Raw genomic sequence first — 16867 nt, 5'->3', positions numbered from 1 at the left:
ACGTTCCATGGCTCAATTCGCCTTCGTATTGAGTCGCAAAAATCGGTTAAAAAATCTGATACGCTCACGTGTAGGTGGTTTCCACTGCAACACACCAAGAACAGGTGCTTGAAGCACTTCGAGCATATCTTCAGTGGATCTGACGCGCCGATCCATCAACTCTGCCATTAAGCCAAAACCGAGGCCTAGCATAGTGCCTAAAAAGATAGCTACGAGCGTATTGAGAATGACTCGTGGATTAGAGGGCAAAATCGGGGCGATCGCCGGATTCAAGATGGCGATGTCGGTTTGATTCGACTGTCCTTCGATATTAGTCTGGCTATAACGAAGCGCGGCGCCTTCGTACGCCCGTTGTGCATTCTCCATCTCAGTAGTTAAGACCTTCAGCTCGTCGCGCGCGCTATTAAGTACCATTACTTTATTTGTTTGAACTGCCAAAGCAGAACGGATTTCGGCTTCGCGCTGCTGGAAAATATGCGCGTTTCCAGCGACGCCACTGGTAGCTAATTTAATTTGTTCATCCAGATTTGAGCGCAGCTTGTCAAGTTCAGACTTGGCTGACAAATATTGTGGATGGTTTTTTGCAACGTGCTGTGACGTATCAGCAAACTTTGCTTCTGCAATTGATAGACTAGCTTTCAGATTTTGGATCAGAGAGTTGGCCAGGACGTCCGGTGAAGCACCTGCACTACCTTGTGCCTGACGCTGACGAGAATTAGCTTCCATAGACAGACCTTGTGCCTGCACTAATTGAGTCGACAAATCATTGAGTCTTGCTGACTCGACGTCTAGGCGGTTATCGGCGTTTACGATACCGTGCGCTTGCTGGTACACAGACAATTTATTCTGGGTCTGTTCAAGTTTTTCCCGTAACTGTTTAAGTTGATTATTGAAGTATCCAGAGGCTTTTTGCGATGGTTCAATTTTAAGCTGAGTACTAACTTGCAAATAAGCCGAAGCGAAAGCGTTTGCTACAACCGCGGTAAATTGTGGATCCGCCCCCTTAAAACTAATGTCAATGACACTGCTTTCGCGGGAAGGTACTACGTCCATTTTTTTGAGTAAAAGATCAGCCAGCCAGTCTCGAATTGTGCCGTCACCTTCGGTGGCGGTGATGAATTGTGCCTTGACAACAGGACCTTCAGCCAATTTAAGATCATCGACTACTCTTAACGCGACACTGCGGCTACTAATAATATCCACCTGGGTAGCCATATATCCCGGCATGAGCACTGCTGGCAATACAATCCCAGTGACCGGATCAATACCCTTGTAATTAACGACTAAAGAAGTTGTCGCCTTGTAACTTTTTGGCAATATTAAACTCACTACCAGCGTAGTGACAACAGTGGCAAGAAGCGTGATTAAAATGATTTTGTAACGGGCGCGCAGGATAAGCAGAAACTGGGTGAAATTCATTTTTTACTCTCGAAACATGACTAGTGCGCTCAGGCGGATATAAGACTTACAGCAACATCGAAATGTTTGAAAAATGCGTGACTTCTGATCACCGCCAATAAGACTTGCAGTTAAAAACGATGGTGGATTTAATTAGATATTGTGTCGTTGAGCGAAAAGCCACCTCAAAACCTTCATGGAGACGGTTTCGCTATGACTACTTCTCGGAACAACTTAATTATAGGAAATAAAAATATCAGGAACTCTACCAAATCCTACATTTCCTGATATTTATGATCGACAGCGTCGATAAATTTTTACACGCTGTGATTGTTGGCACTCAGTCGTGGACGCTCCTCACATTGAGGTCCGTTTGAATGAGGATCGGTTTTGTGGCTCTGCTTAGATGTTGCAGAAAAAAAATCAAAACAGACTTTCCCGCACGTACAACACATCATCCGAGCTAACCAGGTCATCATGCTTGGCAACAATTTCTTGTAGGACACCTTTTTCGTCGCGACGCTTTAAACGTACGTTGCGCGCTGTTCCTCTTTGGCTCAAACCACCGCCGACTGACAAAGCCTGTAACACGGTCATATTACGTTCGAGGCGATAGGTCCCCGGGCGCTGAACTTCGCCATAAATATAAAAGCGCGGTGCACGCTCTACATAAATAACGTCTCCACCTATCAACCCCTGATTCTGTTTCATATCGCCGGTACGGACCATTTCAATCAGGTCGATGACCTCTTTTTCGGTCTTGCCATTACGGGTACGGATCAACGTAACGGTGTCACCCGCATCCGCATTGCCACCGCCCGCCAGCGCGAGGATATCGGTCAAGCTGCGTTGACCGTCAATCGGATAGCGCCCTGGACGATTGACCTGCCCTAGCACGGATACCTGCTGGCTTTGCATCAGCGTGACGATCACATTTACCTGCGCGTTGTGAATGAAGCTGCCAGCCTCTAACAAGCTGGCAATTTTCTTCTCAACGACCGATGACGAGACGCCACCGACCTGGACCTCACCAATCAATGGAAAGGAGATGCTGCCTGCTTCGCTGACGCGGGTTTCAAGCAACAGATCTGGATGATCGTAGACAGATATTCTGATCACATCACCAGCGCCGAGTTGCACGTCTGCGGCAAAGGCGGCACTCATTAATGGGTTACTGAAGGTGCCGCTTAATGCACCAATTACTAGCGCTAATATTACCAACCAATATTTTTTCATTTTGACCAATTCTATTTTTACTTTAAATACGTTAATGGCAAATTTTGTTCTGAATCGAGCAAAAATTTACTATCGATACCGCGCATTACCACGTAGAGAGTTTTACTTTAGTCCGGCGACACCGCGATCAATATGATTTGCGGCCTCTGTTTTGTCTTCTACCGGCTTGGCGACGGGATCTGACGCTGCAGCTTCCTTATTGACCAACCCATCATTGAGGTATTCGATCTTGGCTGTTGTGTGTAAGCGTGCAACTTCTGTGGCTTCTGCTTCTTTATTTTTTTGGATTATCAGGAATCGCTCAATTTGCGGTGATGCGGCCTGCGCATTGATCGAAGCTTCCTTCATATCCTGCATGGCAATCAAAAGAGTGCGAGGGCCCTCTTTAATGGTAAAGAGCTGTCCCTTGGACATGGTTTTCATGGCCTTTAAAATATCGGGCGATAGATCCACACTAGTACGTGTGACATGTGTTGGGAGGAATTCAATCTTTTTACCATCCAACCAGGTTGCCACCTCATCTAGCGATTTTGCGGAGTTCATCACCGCAACCAGTTCCGGACTAAGGTTTCTGGTATCAACGATCAATTCCTTCAACTCAAATTGTTTGCGTTGTAAAAATAAATCTGGATTTTTTTGATAAAAATTATCTATATCCGATGTAGAAGGTTTACTGATATTTATAATTTTTTTCTGCAAATATGCCTGGGCTAAAATCTGTACTTTAGAGCGCTCAATTGCCTGCATTATCAAAGGATCGCGATCAAGCTTGTCATCCTGCGCTGCTTTAACTAGTAGTTGTCGATCAATCAGTCCATCTAATATTTGTTTGTTGGTGAACTTCTGCTGATCGCCGGTCCGCTGCAATTCATCGTTCAATTGAAGCACCGTAATATCTTGTCCATTGACGCGCGCCAGGGATTGACCGGGCGCCTTTTCTTTGTCACCGCATGCTGACAACGTTGCAGCCAAAAACAAAAGTAATGCAGCACCGGCGATACGTCTGGTTGGCGTCATCGTCATGATTACGTGGCGTAATGAAATGGTGGCATTCATGGAAACTTCACTCCTTCAGCGATCTGCTTAAATGGGGGACTTACAAATATATCGACCACTTTATGGGTCACGTAGAGAGCAAAGATAAATTTCTTAGTACATGTTAAAACCAAAAATTTTTGTCTGATCATCGTGCAAATTTAAAACTCATAGTGCGCACTCACATGCGCGCCATTGGCCTTAAATCCCAATTGCGTGATCGTAGAACTCAAGGTTTCATGAAATATTGCTGCACTTACTTGCAGGTGTGAATAGGGAAGGTAAGTTACCGCTACCGATGCTCTGCGATCGCTATCGCTACGCGTGGACGGCGTGACTCCGCGTATAACAGCCACGCCGTTATAATCGCGCTGCTCCAGGTTGTAAGAGCTATCAATACGAACTTTGGATGCAACGTCCCAACCAGCAGTTAGATTTACACCACGGACCAAAGCGTAATTGGCAGTGAGATCGGCCACTGCACTAATCTCGCGCCAGACATTTAAGGTAAGGCCGATCTTGCCAGTTGCTGCCAGATTTCCGACAAACCGGGCGTTCGCACCATTAAAGTTTTCTGTTGAGAAAGTATCGTAGGTTCGCTGCACCCAACCACCGAGAAACTGTATCCGTGATTTTCCGGTCACCTGCCAATCTACTTTGCCTTTAAATTCATTTTGAATATAGTTGGCACCCAGAACCGACCCATGGCAATCGCTATCGGGGCAACCGCCACGAAGATGGCGTAATTGAACGCCGATGGTGCTGCTGCTAGGAGCCAGATAATCAAGGCCAAGTTCGGTGGTATTCTGCGTTTGATCGCTACCGCGCAATGCAGTAAGATCGTACGATAACTGGTAACGACTAACCGCCCCGCGCACTCGCCAGTCTGCACCGAGCCGCCATGCGGCATCCAGAGAATTAGTCCACTGCCGCCGCACGTTTCCCTGAAGCTGTACGTTGTTTTGACTAGTACGGAAACTGTCAAACGGGGTCAGCGACGCTGAATAGTTTGTGGAGGCATTTCCCTCAAGGTTGTTGCCCAAATGCCAGTTCCAGTTGGCGAGCAAATCCTCGCCAGTGTTATCAAACTGTCTGAAATGGTCAAAGCTGGAACGATTAAGGCTAATGTCGGCGGTAAAGTGTTGCAGACTTATTTGCTTGTCAAACCGAAATCCACCGGCGGCACGTCTCACTGTATCCGACATTTGATTAGAGCCTTGCGTGGCCTTAGCAGCCGCGCTATCGTAGAAACGCAACAGATTATCCTCATAAAACAAAGTGTAATTTGCATAAGGAGTCACAATATTGGGAATACTACCATCGCCCATAGCAGCAAATGCTGACACGGAGAAGAGTGCACTTGAAATGATTGATAACGCGCACAGGGAGCGCGCGGTGTAGCTGCGGTTTTTTTGAAGCGGATGCATATGAAATGTGTGTTTCAGTCAAACTGAAAATACCGCTATTCGACTTTTAGATTGGCTATTAATTTTCTGTAACTTAATTCTGCGATTTACCTCAATGAGGCGTTTTAGTGCTGCCGGCAAATTTTATCAACTGTTTAACCATGGACCATTTTTTAGCCTACCGAGAACCGGTAAGGCAGTTACTTTTTCTAACCGATAAGAACAATGGCGAATCGTCACACGATAGTCAATTATTTGTTCCCTTATGTAGCAGCCAACAGAGGTTTCCCAAAAAAATATAGCGACACCTCGTATTAGTGGCTCTCTTTAAATTTCTGTTTTGGCCAAAATAAACGTATTTTTTAAGCCAATATTTCAAAAAATTGAAATTAAACGCATCACTTATACATCTGTTTTTTTAGATGATTTACGGCGTGCTTTAAAAGTGATGAAACCAAGGCCTAAAAACATCATTGCGTAGCTTGATGGTTCTGGAACTGCCGATACAGGAAAAACGTGAGAGGTGACGAGCGGTGCTGGAGTAGTACTAAAAGTGCCCACACCATTTGCGCCAAAGTCTGCCAAATAGTCTGACGGTGAAGTCAATGCGGTGCTCAATGCACTAAACGACAGGCTCATACTTGAGTAAGCTGGATTGATGCTTGCAAAATTTAAGAAGTCAGATGTGTATGTAATATTTTGAGTATTACCGGAGGCGTTGATCGACGCGCTAAAGCCATTGTTAATACCCAAAAGCGTCGTAGGAAGCGTTTTTGTAGTGATGACCGCGGTTAACAAATTACTTAGCCCGATAATAGGAACATCGCGCGTGATCTTAATCGTCATCGTACTATCTAGCGGTTGTGCATCGTAACCTATCGCTACTATATTTTGCTCTGCAGTCGAAGTCGATGATGTCATCGTAAGATGAGCAGCTTGATTGCCTGTCAAACTCGCATTAAGTCCGCCAAGGCCAGCGTTACTAAAAAAGAAGTTTACAGGATCGTTGACTGCACCGAACGTAGCCGTATTGTTAGAGATGATATTTTTGAACGTAAAATAATCGTTATTCGTTGAGTCAGCAAAGGTAGCGAACGTTAAACCATTGTTAGGAGCAGTAACATTTGCGGCGGTTGCAGGCATTGGACTAGCGAAAGCCATGAATGCAGTCAGCATCAACGGCGCAGTTGCTGTCAAGAGTAAGATTTTTTTCAGCATCGGTTTCATAATTAATCTCTTTTTTTGTTAAGAATTTTTACCAGAATTGCTGGTTTTCCCCATCTGCGCCAAGACACTAATCCCGTTATCGTCGATTCATTCAAGAAATTTTTATGACTTCATAAAATTTATCTCAAATTACTAAACTATAAAACTCGTGTCGCCATTCAAATATTATATTGAACCTACATACAAGTATTCTTACCAAATTCGACAATTACTGACATTCAATCCAAATAACTCTTGGATTACTAACTCTCGCCTCTTTTAATCCTTGCAATCAGAATCCCTTTTGTACCTGAACCCATAATCTGGCCGAGGCCGTGGTGCCTACCAACTTTGGCGTCGCGCCAATCGGCGCTGCTAGTCCGGTGGTAACACTCCATCCTTGCAAACCAAACCAACTTAAACCAACACCAGCGCCGGAGATGGTTGCGGCATTGGGGCCACTGACAAACACTGTCTTCTCCACTTGTACCCGACCGCTATCGACAAAGGCAACTGCTTGCCATAATCCCTGAGTCGGCAAAGCCAGGTTATGACGTAACTCAAGCGTCACTAGAACCCCTTGTGCGCCTGCCATTGCGCTGACGTCATAAGCCCTTACGCTATTTGGTCCGCCAAGAATAAATTGCTCGGATGAATCCAGATTATTGTTAGCCATCTGGCCCGTAACAGCGACGTATAAGGCATTGGATGAGGATAACTGTTGCAATCGCGCAATAGAAAAATTGACTTTTAGATAGCCGCCCTGGGTACGCGCTCCAGCGACATCGCCAACCTGTGCTGCGGCGTTGTCAAAGGTGAGGTTGCCAAACGCGGTGCTCAGGTTGAAGTTGGTTATCCCACTGCTGTCTCTGTGATCCCCGGCAAGGATTGCCATCAACGCATTGGTGTGCCGATCGGTCTGCGTGTTATTTATATCGACGTGATCGCGCAACTGCTTGTGGTCGAACTCTAACTGGCCGTATAGGTTGCCGTTTACGCTTCGAATAAAAGGATGAGAAAGCTGTAACGTTTGAACCTCTGCAGTACCGTGCGCACCCAGATTAGAGAGTCCATTTGAAAGACGGTAATTTAAAGCCGAGACTGCCGCGCCTAATCGCGTGCCCTGTCCATCCAGCAAAAATTGGTATCCCAGACGCCCATAGTTCAATCCCTTGCCAGAGGTAAGACCGTTCAGGGTCAGCGAATCGCCCTGGTGAAATGGACTATTTACGTTGAGACCAGCGCTTAATCGAGCGCGACCGGTGTAGCGGCTACCAGTATTATCAAGGCCTAAGCTGCTGCTATAAGGCGCTCCGGGCGTAATGTCTACCAGCAAATCTGAGGTTCCCAATACTGCTCCTGGACGCAAGGTAGAGTTAACAATTACCCCAGGAATATCGGCAAGCAATAACAGACTACGATCCAGAGAATCCTGGGCAACCGGCGCGCCACTTTTCAGCGGGCTAAGCGTGGCCTTCAGTGGACTGTCTGAAACGCCACTGGTATTTTGAAGATTGATAGCGCCATATCTGGCTTCAAGCACGGCAATCTGTACAGTTCCGCTGTTAAGTGTCTGAGCCGGAATATAGGCTTGTGCCAACAGGTAACCGTGTGCGTGGTAGTACTGGGTAATACGGGCCGCTAACGCGTTCAGATCCCCTAGAGTGAGCGACTTACCTTCACCCGACACGACCAGAACATGTAAGTCTGCCGTTGGTAGCAAAGTATTGCCGATGATGTCGATACGACTAACCAGAAATGCCGCAGATGGCGGAACCTGACTAATTGCGGGCTGTTCAATAGTCAATTCTGGACGTAAGGTTGGTAGCGGTGCTGAAGGTGGTTGAACCTCTTGCAGGATCTGTCCTCCCCCAAACGGCGCCGCCGCGAGTGCGACACCAAATGGATAAACCAGCGCCAGGAACAGCGCCAAACTAAGTGCATGAGGAATGTGAACGCGGTCTGAGCGCGAGCGTGAGCGATGTGGCAAGGTCATGTGATCGATAGCATTAGATGTGGAAAACCTTTGGTGGCGTGAGGTCTGTTTCCGAAAATATTGGATGATCAAGGCGAGACGCCATTTGGCAAGCGCACGCCGGCGTCCTGCACATTGAGATCAAGACCCGGTTGGAAATCTGAAACACTTCCGCTAGCTTCAATCGGGTTGTAACGTGTTTTTTTGTGGTTGCCGGTAAAGTTTGCAATCGCGCTTGAAGAGGCAATACCGTAAGGAGTTGGGATAGCACTATCAGTATTGAGAAACGATTGAATGAAGGCCATCGACATGATCGGCTCTGATGCCGAAATAAGGTTGGCGCTATCAACTCCTCCGATTAAGGTGTAATTGCTCGCCAGACCCGTGCCATCGTTCAGCGCCAGGTTGCCGAGAGAAACGACCGGTTGAATGCCGATATTTTTGCTGGCAAGTGTGCCGCTACCTGTTAACGCCAGTGTTTCACCATTGGATCCGGAAACCGTACCGCTGGTACCGAAAATTCCGGCACTGGCATTAGTCGACCCATCAATCAAACGCGAGCCGTTGAGATTGACGATAGCCGGTGTGATGCTAGCGGTGGTCGCGGCAGCGCTGCTGAATACATAATTGCCTGCATCAATACCGCTGTCAGCGATACCTGTAACGCTTACGATTTTTTGCTGACCGACATTTTTGTCAGTGAAATTGGCAGCGGCATTGGTAAAGGCCACTTTATCTGTGCCCAATACACCGGCACTAGTCAATGTCACGGTATCAATCGCGTTGCCGTTATAGACCTTGTCGGTTCCAACAGCATTAACCGTGATAGCCAACGGTGTGATGTTGGCAGTCGTCGTTGCGACGGTGTTGATGCTGTAGTTACCGGCGTCAATACCGGTCTTGATGATGCCTGTGACGTTCACTGTTTTAGTTTGACCAACGTTCTTGTCGGTAAAGTTAGCGGCGCTATTGGCAAAGATCACCGTATCCAGATTTAATACGCCAGTGCTAGCTAATGTGACGGTATCGATAGTATTGGCGTTATACTTTTTGTCAGTGCCAGTGGCGTTGACGGTGATTGCTAGCTGCGTGATGTTTGCGGTCGCGGTTGCTGCGGTGTTGATACTGTAATTATCTGCATCGAGACCAGTCTTGGTAATACCGGTGACGTTCACCGTTTTACTCTGACCGACGTTCTTATCGGTAAAGTTAGCAGCGCTATTGGCAAAGGTCACCGCGTCCATACTCAGCACACCGGTGCTGGCTAATGTGACGGCATCCGTGGTATTCGCGTCATAGACTTTAGTATGGCCAGTAGCATTAACCGTGATGGCTAATGGTGTGATGGTGGCTGTGTCGATGCCGCCGACTAAAGTGTAATTGCTGGCCTGGCCCGTGCCACTGACAAGCTGCAATGAACCGAGTGATTGGACGCTACGCGATCCAACCGATTTATTACTCAAACTACCGCTACCAGATAGTGACAAACTCTCTCCACTCACGCCTGTTGCGATAGTGCCGAAAATATTCGCGTCGGCATCAATGAGGGCGTCATAAATTCGGGCGCCGGTCAGATTAATCACTTTAGCGCTAATGCTACCTGTTCCGTTGTCCCTTGATGGAAGCGTGTAATTGGATAGTAACGTGCCATTGGCGGCCGTCAGATTACCAGCCGTTAAAGCGCCGCCCGTAATGCTCAGGTTATTGCCCACGTCAGGCTGTGAGAAGTTGCCCGTCACGCCACTTTTAACAACCGCGCCCTGACCACTTATAAAACCGGTAAAGACGGTATGACTACCGCTCAGGTCAGCCATCGTGCTGCCGTCATATGCTCTTGTCGCTGTCGACGTTGCACTCAAGGTTGCCGGCGTAATTATTGCAGTCAAACCGGTAGGTTGCGTGATGGCGTAGTTAGTCCCACCCACTCCCGTCAATGTCATCGCAGTGGTCACTGTATCGTTACCGACATTACCGTTATTGCCAAGCGTGCCTGTCGTGGCATTACCCAACGTTGGCGTGTCCTGATTGTACAAAGTGCCAGCGAGGGTCGCACCGGTGAGGATGTCAACGGTTGTGCCATCGTAGACACGCGACGTGGTCGCGACACCTATCACCGTCAATGGCGCGGGCGTAATCCTCAGTGCGGTTGCGTTTCCTGCCGCTGCAACAAAAGTATAATTGCCGTTATTCGCGGTTAGGCCGCTGCCATCGATAGAATAGGCGCCGACATTGCTAGTACTTGTTGCAGTCCTATTATCGAATGCAAGAGTGCCCGTAGTAGCATTGGATAAAGTTTCGCCGTGCACAAAACCGGTGACGCTGCCGGCTTGAACGCTAGGTATATTAAGACCGTATTGATAGCTTACTGGCGTCGCCACGTAAGTCAATATTGCAGGCGTAATGTTACCGATGCCGTTATCACTTGCAGGCAATGTGTAGTTGGTCAGCAATGTGCCGTTATTGGCGGTCAGATCGCCGGTCGTTAGCGCGCCGCCTGTGATGGCTAGAGCGGAGCCAAAGTTGGGTTGCGAGAAAGTGCCGGTGACGCCGCTTTTAACACTTGCACCCTGACCGCTGACGAAACCACTGAAAGTGGTATGGGTTCCGCTCAGATTCGCCACATTGGTCCCGTCATAGGCTCTGCTGACTGCGGAGGTGGCGCTCAAGATTGCAGGACTAATCACTGCAGTCAATCCAGTCGGTTGCGTGACGATATAATTGCTGCTCCCAGGACCCGTCAACGTCATGGCTGTCGTCACCGTATCGGTACCAACATTTCCACTCGAGCTAAGTGTGCCTGTTGCAAAATTACCCAGTATCGGGGCATCGGGAAGGTAAACAGTGCCGCTGAGGGTAGCGCCGGTTAGTACATCAACCGTCGTGCCGTCGTAAACACGCGGCGTGGTTGAAACATGAAGCACCGACAGAGGTGCGGGCGTGATCGTCCCATTGCCTACTGCGGATACTGGAAATATGTAGTTATTGGAATTAGTTCCGGTTGCTGTCGAAAAATTATTTGCAGTCAAACTCGCTGATACTGATTCTGGCCCTGCATTCGCCGATCCATACGTGCCAACAGTCTGGTTGATTGCCGCACCCTGCGATCCGACAAATCCTGACAACATGAAATTTGTGTTGGTTAATGCCGCCGGTGTAGTGTTGTCATAGGTTTTAGTCGGATTACCGACAATTATGGCCGTGAGTTGGGCGGGCGTGATCGTACCAAGTCCAGCGGCAGTCGGCGGTAGCGCGTAATTGGACAATTGTGTGCCGGCGCTTGCAACAAAATCTGAAAGCACGAGCGTCGATGCCACGCTAACATTCGTTCCCGCATCAGGTGATGTGTAGTTAGCTGTAGCCGATTGCGGAACCGCAGCGCTTTGGCCTGCGACGAAACCGCTCAATGTATAGTTTGCCGCGGTCAGGGTTGTTGAGGAGGAACTGTCGTATGACTTGGTAGGATTACCAATAATCACCGCAGTGATAACAGCTGGCGTAATATCCGCTGTCAGACCGGTTGGTTGACTTAACACGTAGTTTCCGGCTTGCGCTCCAGCGAGCGCAAATCCGCTTGCTCCGACAGCCAACTGGTTGCCGATATTAACCGAACCGAACGTGCCGGTTGCTCCAGACGTTATCAATGTCACGCTGTCCTGTCCTGCTGATCCGGTCAAAATTCCGGACAAGTTAGCGCTTGCGTCATTCAACGTCGCCGCATTAGTCGCGTCGTAGGATTTATTACTTGCTGTAACGCCCAGTATGCTTAATGATGCCTGGGTGATATTAGCCGCCAATCCTGTGATGGGTTGTAAAACATAGTTGCCAATGGCACTACCGGAAAGCGAGAATCCAGTTGGCGATACAGCCAGATTATTGCCCGCACTGGCAGTCGAGAACGTTCCGGAAGCACTTCCATCGACAAGCGTAACGTTAGCAACATCGCTGGCAACCACGCCGCTCAACAATGCATTGGTTGTATTCAACACATCTGCCGTTGTAGTGTTGTAGACCTTATCAGTTGCCAATACCCCTCTGACATAAAGTGGTGCAGGCGTAATATGGCCCGTCCCTACAGCCGATGTCGGCAGCACATAGTTTGTAAGCACCGCACCGTTTGGCGTGAAATCAGACGACATCAGCGTGGCTGTAATGGCCTGTGCGCCAGCGTTTGGCGCGGCATAATTGATTAATGCAGATTGATTGATCTGTGCGCTTTCACTACCAATAAATCCAGAGATGACGTAATTTGAAGCACTCAATACGGTGGACGTCGCACCGTTATAAGTTTTGGTTGGATTATTGACGATCAAGACCGAAAGCGGAATCGGTGTAATCGTGCCAGTCCCGTAAGCGGTGGTCGGCAATGTGTAGTTAGTCAGAGTAGTGCCTGCATTGGCGACGAAGTCTTGCGTGGTCAGCGTGGCACTAACAGGCTGGGCGCCTGCATTGACGGACGAATAATGCCCAACCGTTTGATTAACTGAAGCACCGTCACCATGCACAAATCCTGATAGAGAATAGTTAGACGAATTCAATGTCGCCACCGAGGAGCCATCATAAGATTTTGACGGATTGTTGATGATGGAGGCTTGCACATTCATCAAAATAGCGAGAGGCGTGATCGTTCCGAAACCGGAAACGCTGGCAGGAAGAATATAGTTCGACAGCAATGTGCCTTGTCCAGCGGTATAGTCCGACGGAAGCACGCTGGTCGTAATGGCTTCGACCCCGACATTGGCAGAAGCATAAACACCGCTTGCATGACTAATGGTCGCACTTTGCCCTGGAACAAAGCCACTTAGCGCATAATTTCCACCACTTAGCGTGGCTGTTGTCGCGCCGTCGTAAACTTTAGTCGGGTTATTAGCAATAGCCACCGTCAATGGTGCTGGCGTGATAGTGCCGATACCAGTTACTGATGACGGGAAGCTATAGTTTGACAGCAAAGTGCCATTTGCTGCTGAAAAGTCAGGCCCAGATAAAGTAGAGGTAACGGCTTGCGTACCCGCATTTGGAGAACTATACGTCGCTGATGTAGTTTGTAAAACTGTTGCACTTTCCCCTGATATAAAACCTGAGACAGAAAAATTACCGGTTCCGAGCGCGGCGGTACTGCTGCCGTTATACACCTTGGTGGGATTGCCGATGAGTGAAATGGCAAGCGCCGCTGGTGTAATATCCGCCACGAGACCGGTGGGCTGAACGAGTTGATAATTTAAAGCTGCCGTGCCCGAAATGCCAAATCCTGATGAAGACACCGCTAATGCGCTACCAACGTTAGCTGACGCAAACGCGCCGGTCGCATTGGACGAAGAAAGTGAGACGTTGGATGCATCGCTATTCACCACCCCGGATAGCGCAGCACCGCTGATGTTCAGGGCGTCTGCACGCGTGGCATCATAAACTTTATTGGTTGCTGACAAACCGGTGATCGTGAGAGATTTTGGTGTGATATTGGCTACCAGATTCGATGGCTCAACTATTTGATAATTGGCTGCGCTATTACCCGACAAAGCAAAACCGCTAACACTTACTGCTAGATTGTTACCGACATTTGACGTCAAAAACTGACCGCTCGCACCGCTACTGACTAAGACAACGGCACCAGAATCGATTGGAATAACACCATAGATTCCTGCATTAGTAGTATTTAATGCGTCGGTGGCTGTTCCGTTATAAATTTTGTTGCTTGACAGAACACCTGTCACTTCGACTGCCGCTTTATTGATTACTCCGGCTCCGCTGGCCGATGTAGGTAAAGTGTAATTGAGTAAATTGGTACTGCCGCCGGCGACAAAATTCGAGGTAGAAAAGGTCGCGGAGACCGTTTGTGCGCCGGCATTGGCCGCACCGTATGACACGCTGGAAGGTTGATTCACGGTGGCGCTCTGACCGGCCGTGAATCCTGCAAGCGCGTAATTTGACGCAATTAAGGTTGCAGTCATCGTACCGTCATACACCTTGGCAGGCGTACCTATTATCGATGCAGTGAGCGCCGCTGGTGTAATAGTACCGATACCTGCAGTTACAGCCGGGCCGACAATCCCGTAACCATATACGTCAATACCGGCGGTATTTTTTGCCAATAAACCTGCAGATGCAAGCGAGGACGAAACAGCCATATTAGTACCAGCATTGGATGATCCAAAAATACCCGCCATGGATGCAAACGTATCGCTATTTATCAAGCCCGACACAGCAACATTTGAGGCTGATAGCGCTGCACTCGTGTTGCCATCGTAGGTTTTGCTTACCGCTCCTGACAGTCCTGTCACAGTCAATGTGGGCGCGATGCTATACAGAGAAGCGTTACCTGCGGCTAAGGCTGGCGTGGTTTGATAGGGGGCGTTGTATTGGATAAAATTGGGGATTAGTCCACCAAGCGTATCTAATGTTGGGCTCGTGGAATAGATGACCCATTTTGAGGCCGATGCTGACACCGCCGAGGCACCCGCGTTATTGACAAAATTTGCCCCGGTAGCCAGGGTGACCCCGGCATCACCACTTACTGAACCGGCAGAACCGATGGTTATATTTCCACCGGCTGCTTCCATGACTACGGAACCCGTACCATGAACGGCAGCGTTGACGTTAATGGCATGATAAGCGGAAAGCGTCAACTTTATACTGGGATTTACATTGGTCCAGTTGATCGCCGCATTGACATTAATGTCACCTGCACCAGCCGTTTGCGTACCCGATCCACTCGCACCGTTGGCAGTCGTCTGCTCGGTAACGCTGGTTCCGCCCGTCAACGTACTGGCGATCGTCGTTGCTGCGCTGGCGTCGATAGTTAAGTCAGTTGGATCAATTAACCATGTGCCCGCCTGCCCTTGCCTGGCGCTGGCAGTGATGATTGCGTTGTTCGCAACCCTTACTTGCGCTGCACTGGTTTCGATAGCACCACCATTGCCGCCATTGGGTGCGCTGGCATCCAGCGTGCCACCAACATTGACCTGGCCAGACTGCATGCCGCCTAACAAAGTGATGACACCGTTGTGATCGTTGACGGTACGCGCATAAATCACACCGGTATTGTTCACCACACTGGCCAATACTGTGTCTTTTGCACCGGCTGTCATAGTCACCTGACCGCCATCAGCCTGGATCAATTGCTTGTTTTCGGCAAGGTTATCCAACGTACTTTGATCAACTTGCAGATGGACTAGCTTGTCACCGCTAAACGTCAATGTCTCAGCGCTGCCGCCACCCAGCGCCACCGTTCCTAGCGTGGCAGAAATGACACCCTGATTCGAGACAGTATTACCGATCAGCGCGACATAGCCTCCGCTAGCCGCGGTGATCGTTCCTTTGTTAATTATGCTGCCGGTGCCAGAGCCGCTAAAGCTGACGCTGCTTGATCCAAGGGCGTTATCCGACACATTTAGAGTCGAAGCCACTAAACCACCGACATTAACCTGCGCGTTATGACCGAATAAAATCCCGTTCGGGTTAATCAACCACACTTGACCATTGGCATTCAGATGCCCGAGTATCTGACTTGCGGTTGAACTTTGAATCCGATTAACTGCGATTGAATTACTTCCCGGCTGAACAAAATTTACCGCCTCATTAGCAGCCACATTAAAGCCTTGCCAGTTCAGCGACAGATTTTGGCTCGATTGCTGAATCGTAGTGGTGGATGCTGCCTGATTTATAGTGCCGGTTCCCGCCGTTATCTGGCCGCCAAATGGTGCGGCCTGAACAATCCCTGCAAGGCCTAGCGAAATAGACAGTAAAGAAAGCATAGGAATGGCGCTACGCAGACTAGTGCCGGCACGACGCGTGCAGCTTGCACCGCGCTGCGTACTGCGGGCAAATTCGCAGGCTACCACCCATTGATTAATGGCGCGATTCCAGACCAGACGGTAAATATTGTTCATGTTATTTTTTTTAGAAGCGTGTTTTTGAATGGGGCGCACGTCCGCTTCTATTGAGAAGCCATTCCGCGCCTACTGATTGCACTGCAGTCTTGTTCCGGGGGAGCTTGAAACTGGTTGGAGTCGTAAAGTGATACCGAGACCAAATACACTAGGAGGAGGTGCGCGCGACATTGATGCGCTGGGCTTGTTCCGCGTTTGGTTGCAGTGCCGTAATATGAACGACGCAGACTGCCCTCGCGGATGCATCACGATGTGCTCCTGACCGCCGAATCGCTTCCGAGTACCATCTTTCATGAAATAATTATATTCAGGAAATAATGTCAGCAAACCGACCAATATCGATAGTTTCTGACATTGAGAATTGGGGATATGCATAATTCTTCTGATGCACTGCGAAGAAAATCTAGTGCACTAAAATGCAAAAATCCAATAAGGATCCTGATGTGTCCAGTTACAACAAAATACAACAAAAGCGGAGGGAAGCAGATGCATTTAGGCAATACGTATACTATATTTCGGCTTAACCGATGATGGCAGTCGATGCATTGACTAGTCATTGAACTACAACAGAATTAACCGTAACAGAAGACGTCGGCGTCCCCGATTGCCATTGGCGTGCGCGTCGGTTCAAGTTGAGTCGAGAATGTTCGTAACAACGTCTATCGCCTTTGTCGTATGCTGACAATTATCTGCAGCAGATCGTATGGGGTGTGCGGTAACCGACATTC

At 48.7% G+C, this 16867-nt stretch carries 7 protein-coding genes; all 7 read right to left on the bottom strand.

Annotated elements, in window-relative coordinates:
- Positions 1-12: 12 nt before the first annotated feature.
- Positions 13-1419, bottom strand: a complete 1407-nt coding sequence (gene epsF, locus ACXX82_RS20405) for a chain length determinant protein EpsF (RefSeq protein ID WP_458563593.1) — start codon at positions 1417-1419, stop codon at positions 13-15.
- Positions 1420-1821: 402 nt separating this feature from the next.
- Entirely contained in the window at positions 1822-2634 is an 813-nt protein-coding gene (gene epsE / locus ACXX82_RS20400) for a polysaccharide export protein EpsE (protein ID WP_458563592.1), read from the bottom strand.
- A gap of 102 nt (positions 2635-2736) precedes the next feature.
- Positions 2737-3690, bottom strand: coding sequence for an EpsD family peptidyl-prolyl cis-trans isomerase (locus ACXX82_RS20395; RefSeq protein ID WP_458563591.1), 954 nt, complete (start codon positions 3688-3690; stop codon positions 2737-2739).
- A gap of 140 nt (positions 3691-3830) precedes the next feature.
- A complete protein-coding gene (epsL, locus tag ACXX82_RS20390; RefSeq protein WP_458563590.1) occupies positions 3831-5015 on the bottom strand; it encodes an XrtB/PEP-CTERM-associated polysaccharide biosynthesis outer membrane protein EpsL in 1185 nt (394 codons plus the stop codon).
- Positions 5016-5477: 462 nt separating this feature from the next.
- Positions 5478-6302 carry a PEP-CTERM sorting domain-containing protein gene (locus ACXX82_RS20385; RefSeq protein ID WP_323506376.1) on the bottom strand — a complete coding sequence of 275 codons (825 nt, stop codon included), beginning with the start codon at positions 6300-6302 and terminating at the stop codon, positions 5478-5480.
- A gap of 271 nt (positions 6303-6573) precedes the next feature.
- Positions 6574-8277, bottom strand: coding sequence for a ShlB/FhaC/HecB family hemolysin secretion/activation protein (locus ACXX82_RS20380; RefSeq protein ID WP_458563589.1), 1704 nt, complete (start codon positions 8275-8277; stop codon positions 6574-6576).
- A 68-nt stretch (positions 8278-8345) separates the two neighbouring features.
- Entirely contained in the window at positions 8346-16139 is a 7794-nt protein-coding gene (locus ACXX82_RS20375; RefSeq protein WP_458563588.1) for a YDG domain-containing protein, read from the bottom strand.
- Between the last annotated feature and the right edge of the window lie 728 nt (positions 16140-16867).

This window comes from Glaciimonas sp. GNP009 (assembly GCF_054343755.1).
Note: the sequence above shows the minus strand (reverse complement) of the source record. Positions and strands in the feature narration are given on the sequence as shown.

What these genes read in the sequence shown, in the direction of transcription:
- epsF (WP_458563593.1), bottom strand. Translation starts at nt 1,419, where the DNA reads ATGAATTTCACCCAGTTTCTGCTTATCCTGCGCGCCCGTTACAAAATC.
- epsE (WP_458563592.1), bottom strand. Translation starts at nt 2,634, where the DNA reads ATGAAAAAATATTGGTTGGTAATATTAGCGCTAGTAATTGGTGCATTA.
- ACXX82_RS20395 (WP_458563591.1), bottom strand. Translation starts at nt 3,690, where the DNA reads ATGAATGCCACCATTTCATTACGCCACGTAATCATGACGATGACGCCA.
- ACXX82_RS20385 (WP_323506376.1), bottom strand. Translation starts at nt 6,302, where the DNA reads ATGAAACCGATGCTGAAAAAAATCTTACTCTTGACAGCAACTGCGCCG.
- ACXX82_RS20380 (WP_458563589.1), bottom strand. Translation starts at nt 8,277, where the DNA reads ATGACCTTGCCACATCGCTCACGCTCGCGCTCAGACCGCGTTCACATT.
- ACXX82_RS20375 (WP_458563588.1), bottom strand. Translation starts at nt 16,139, where the DNA reads ATGAACAATATTTACCGTCTGGTCTGGAATCGCGCCATTAATCAATGG.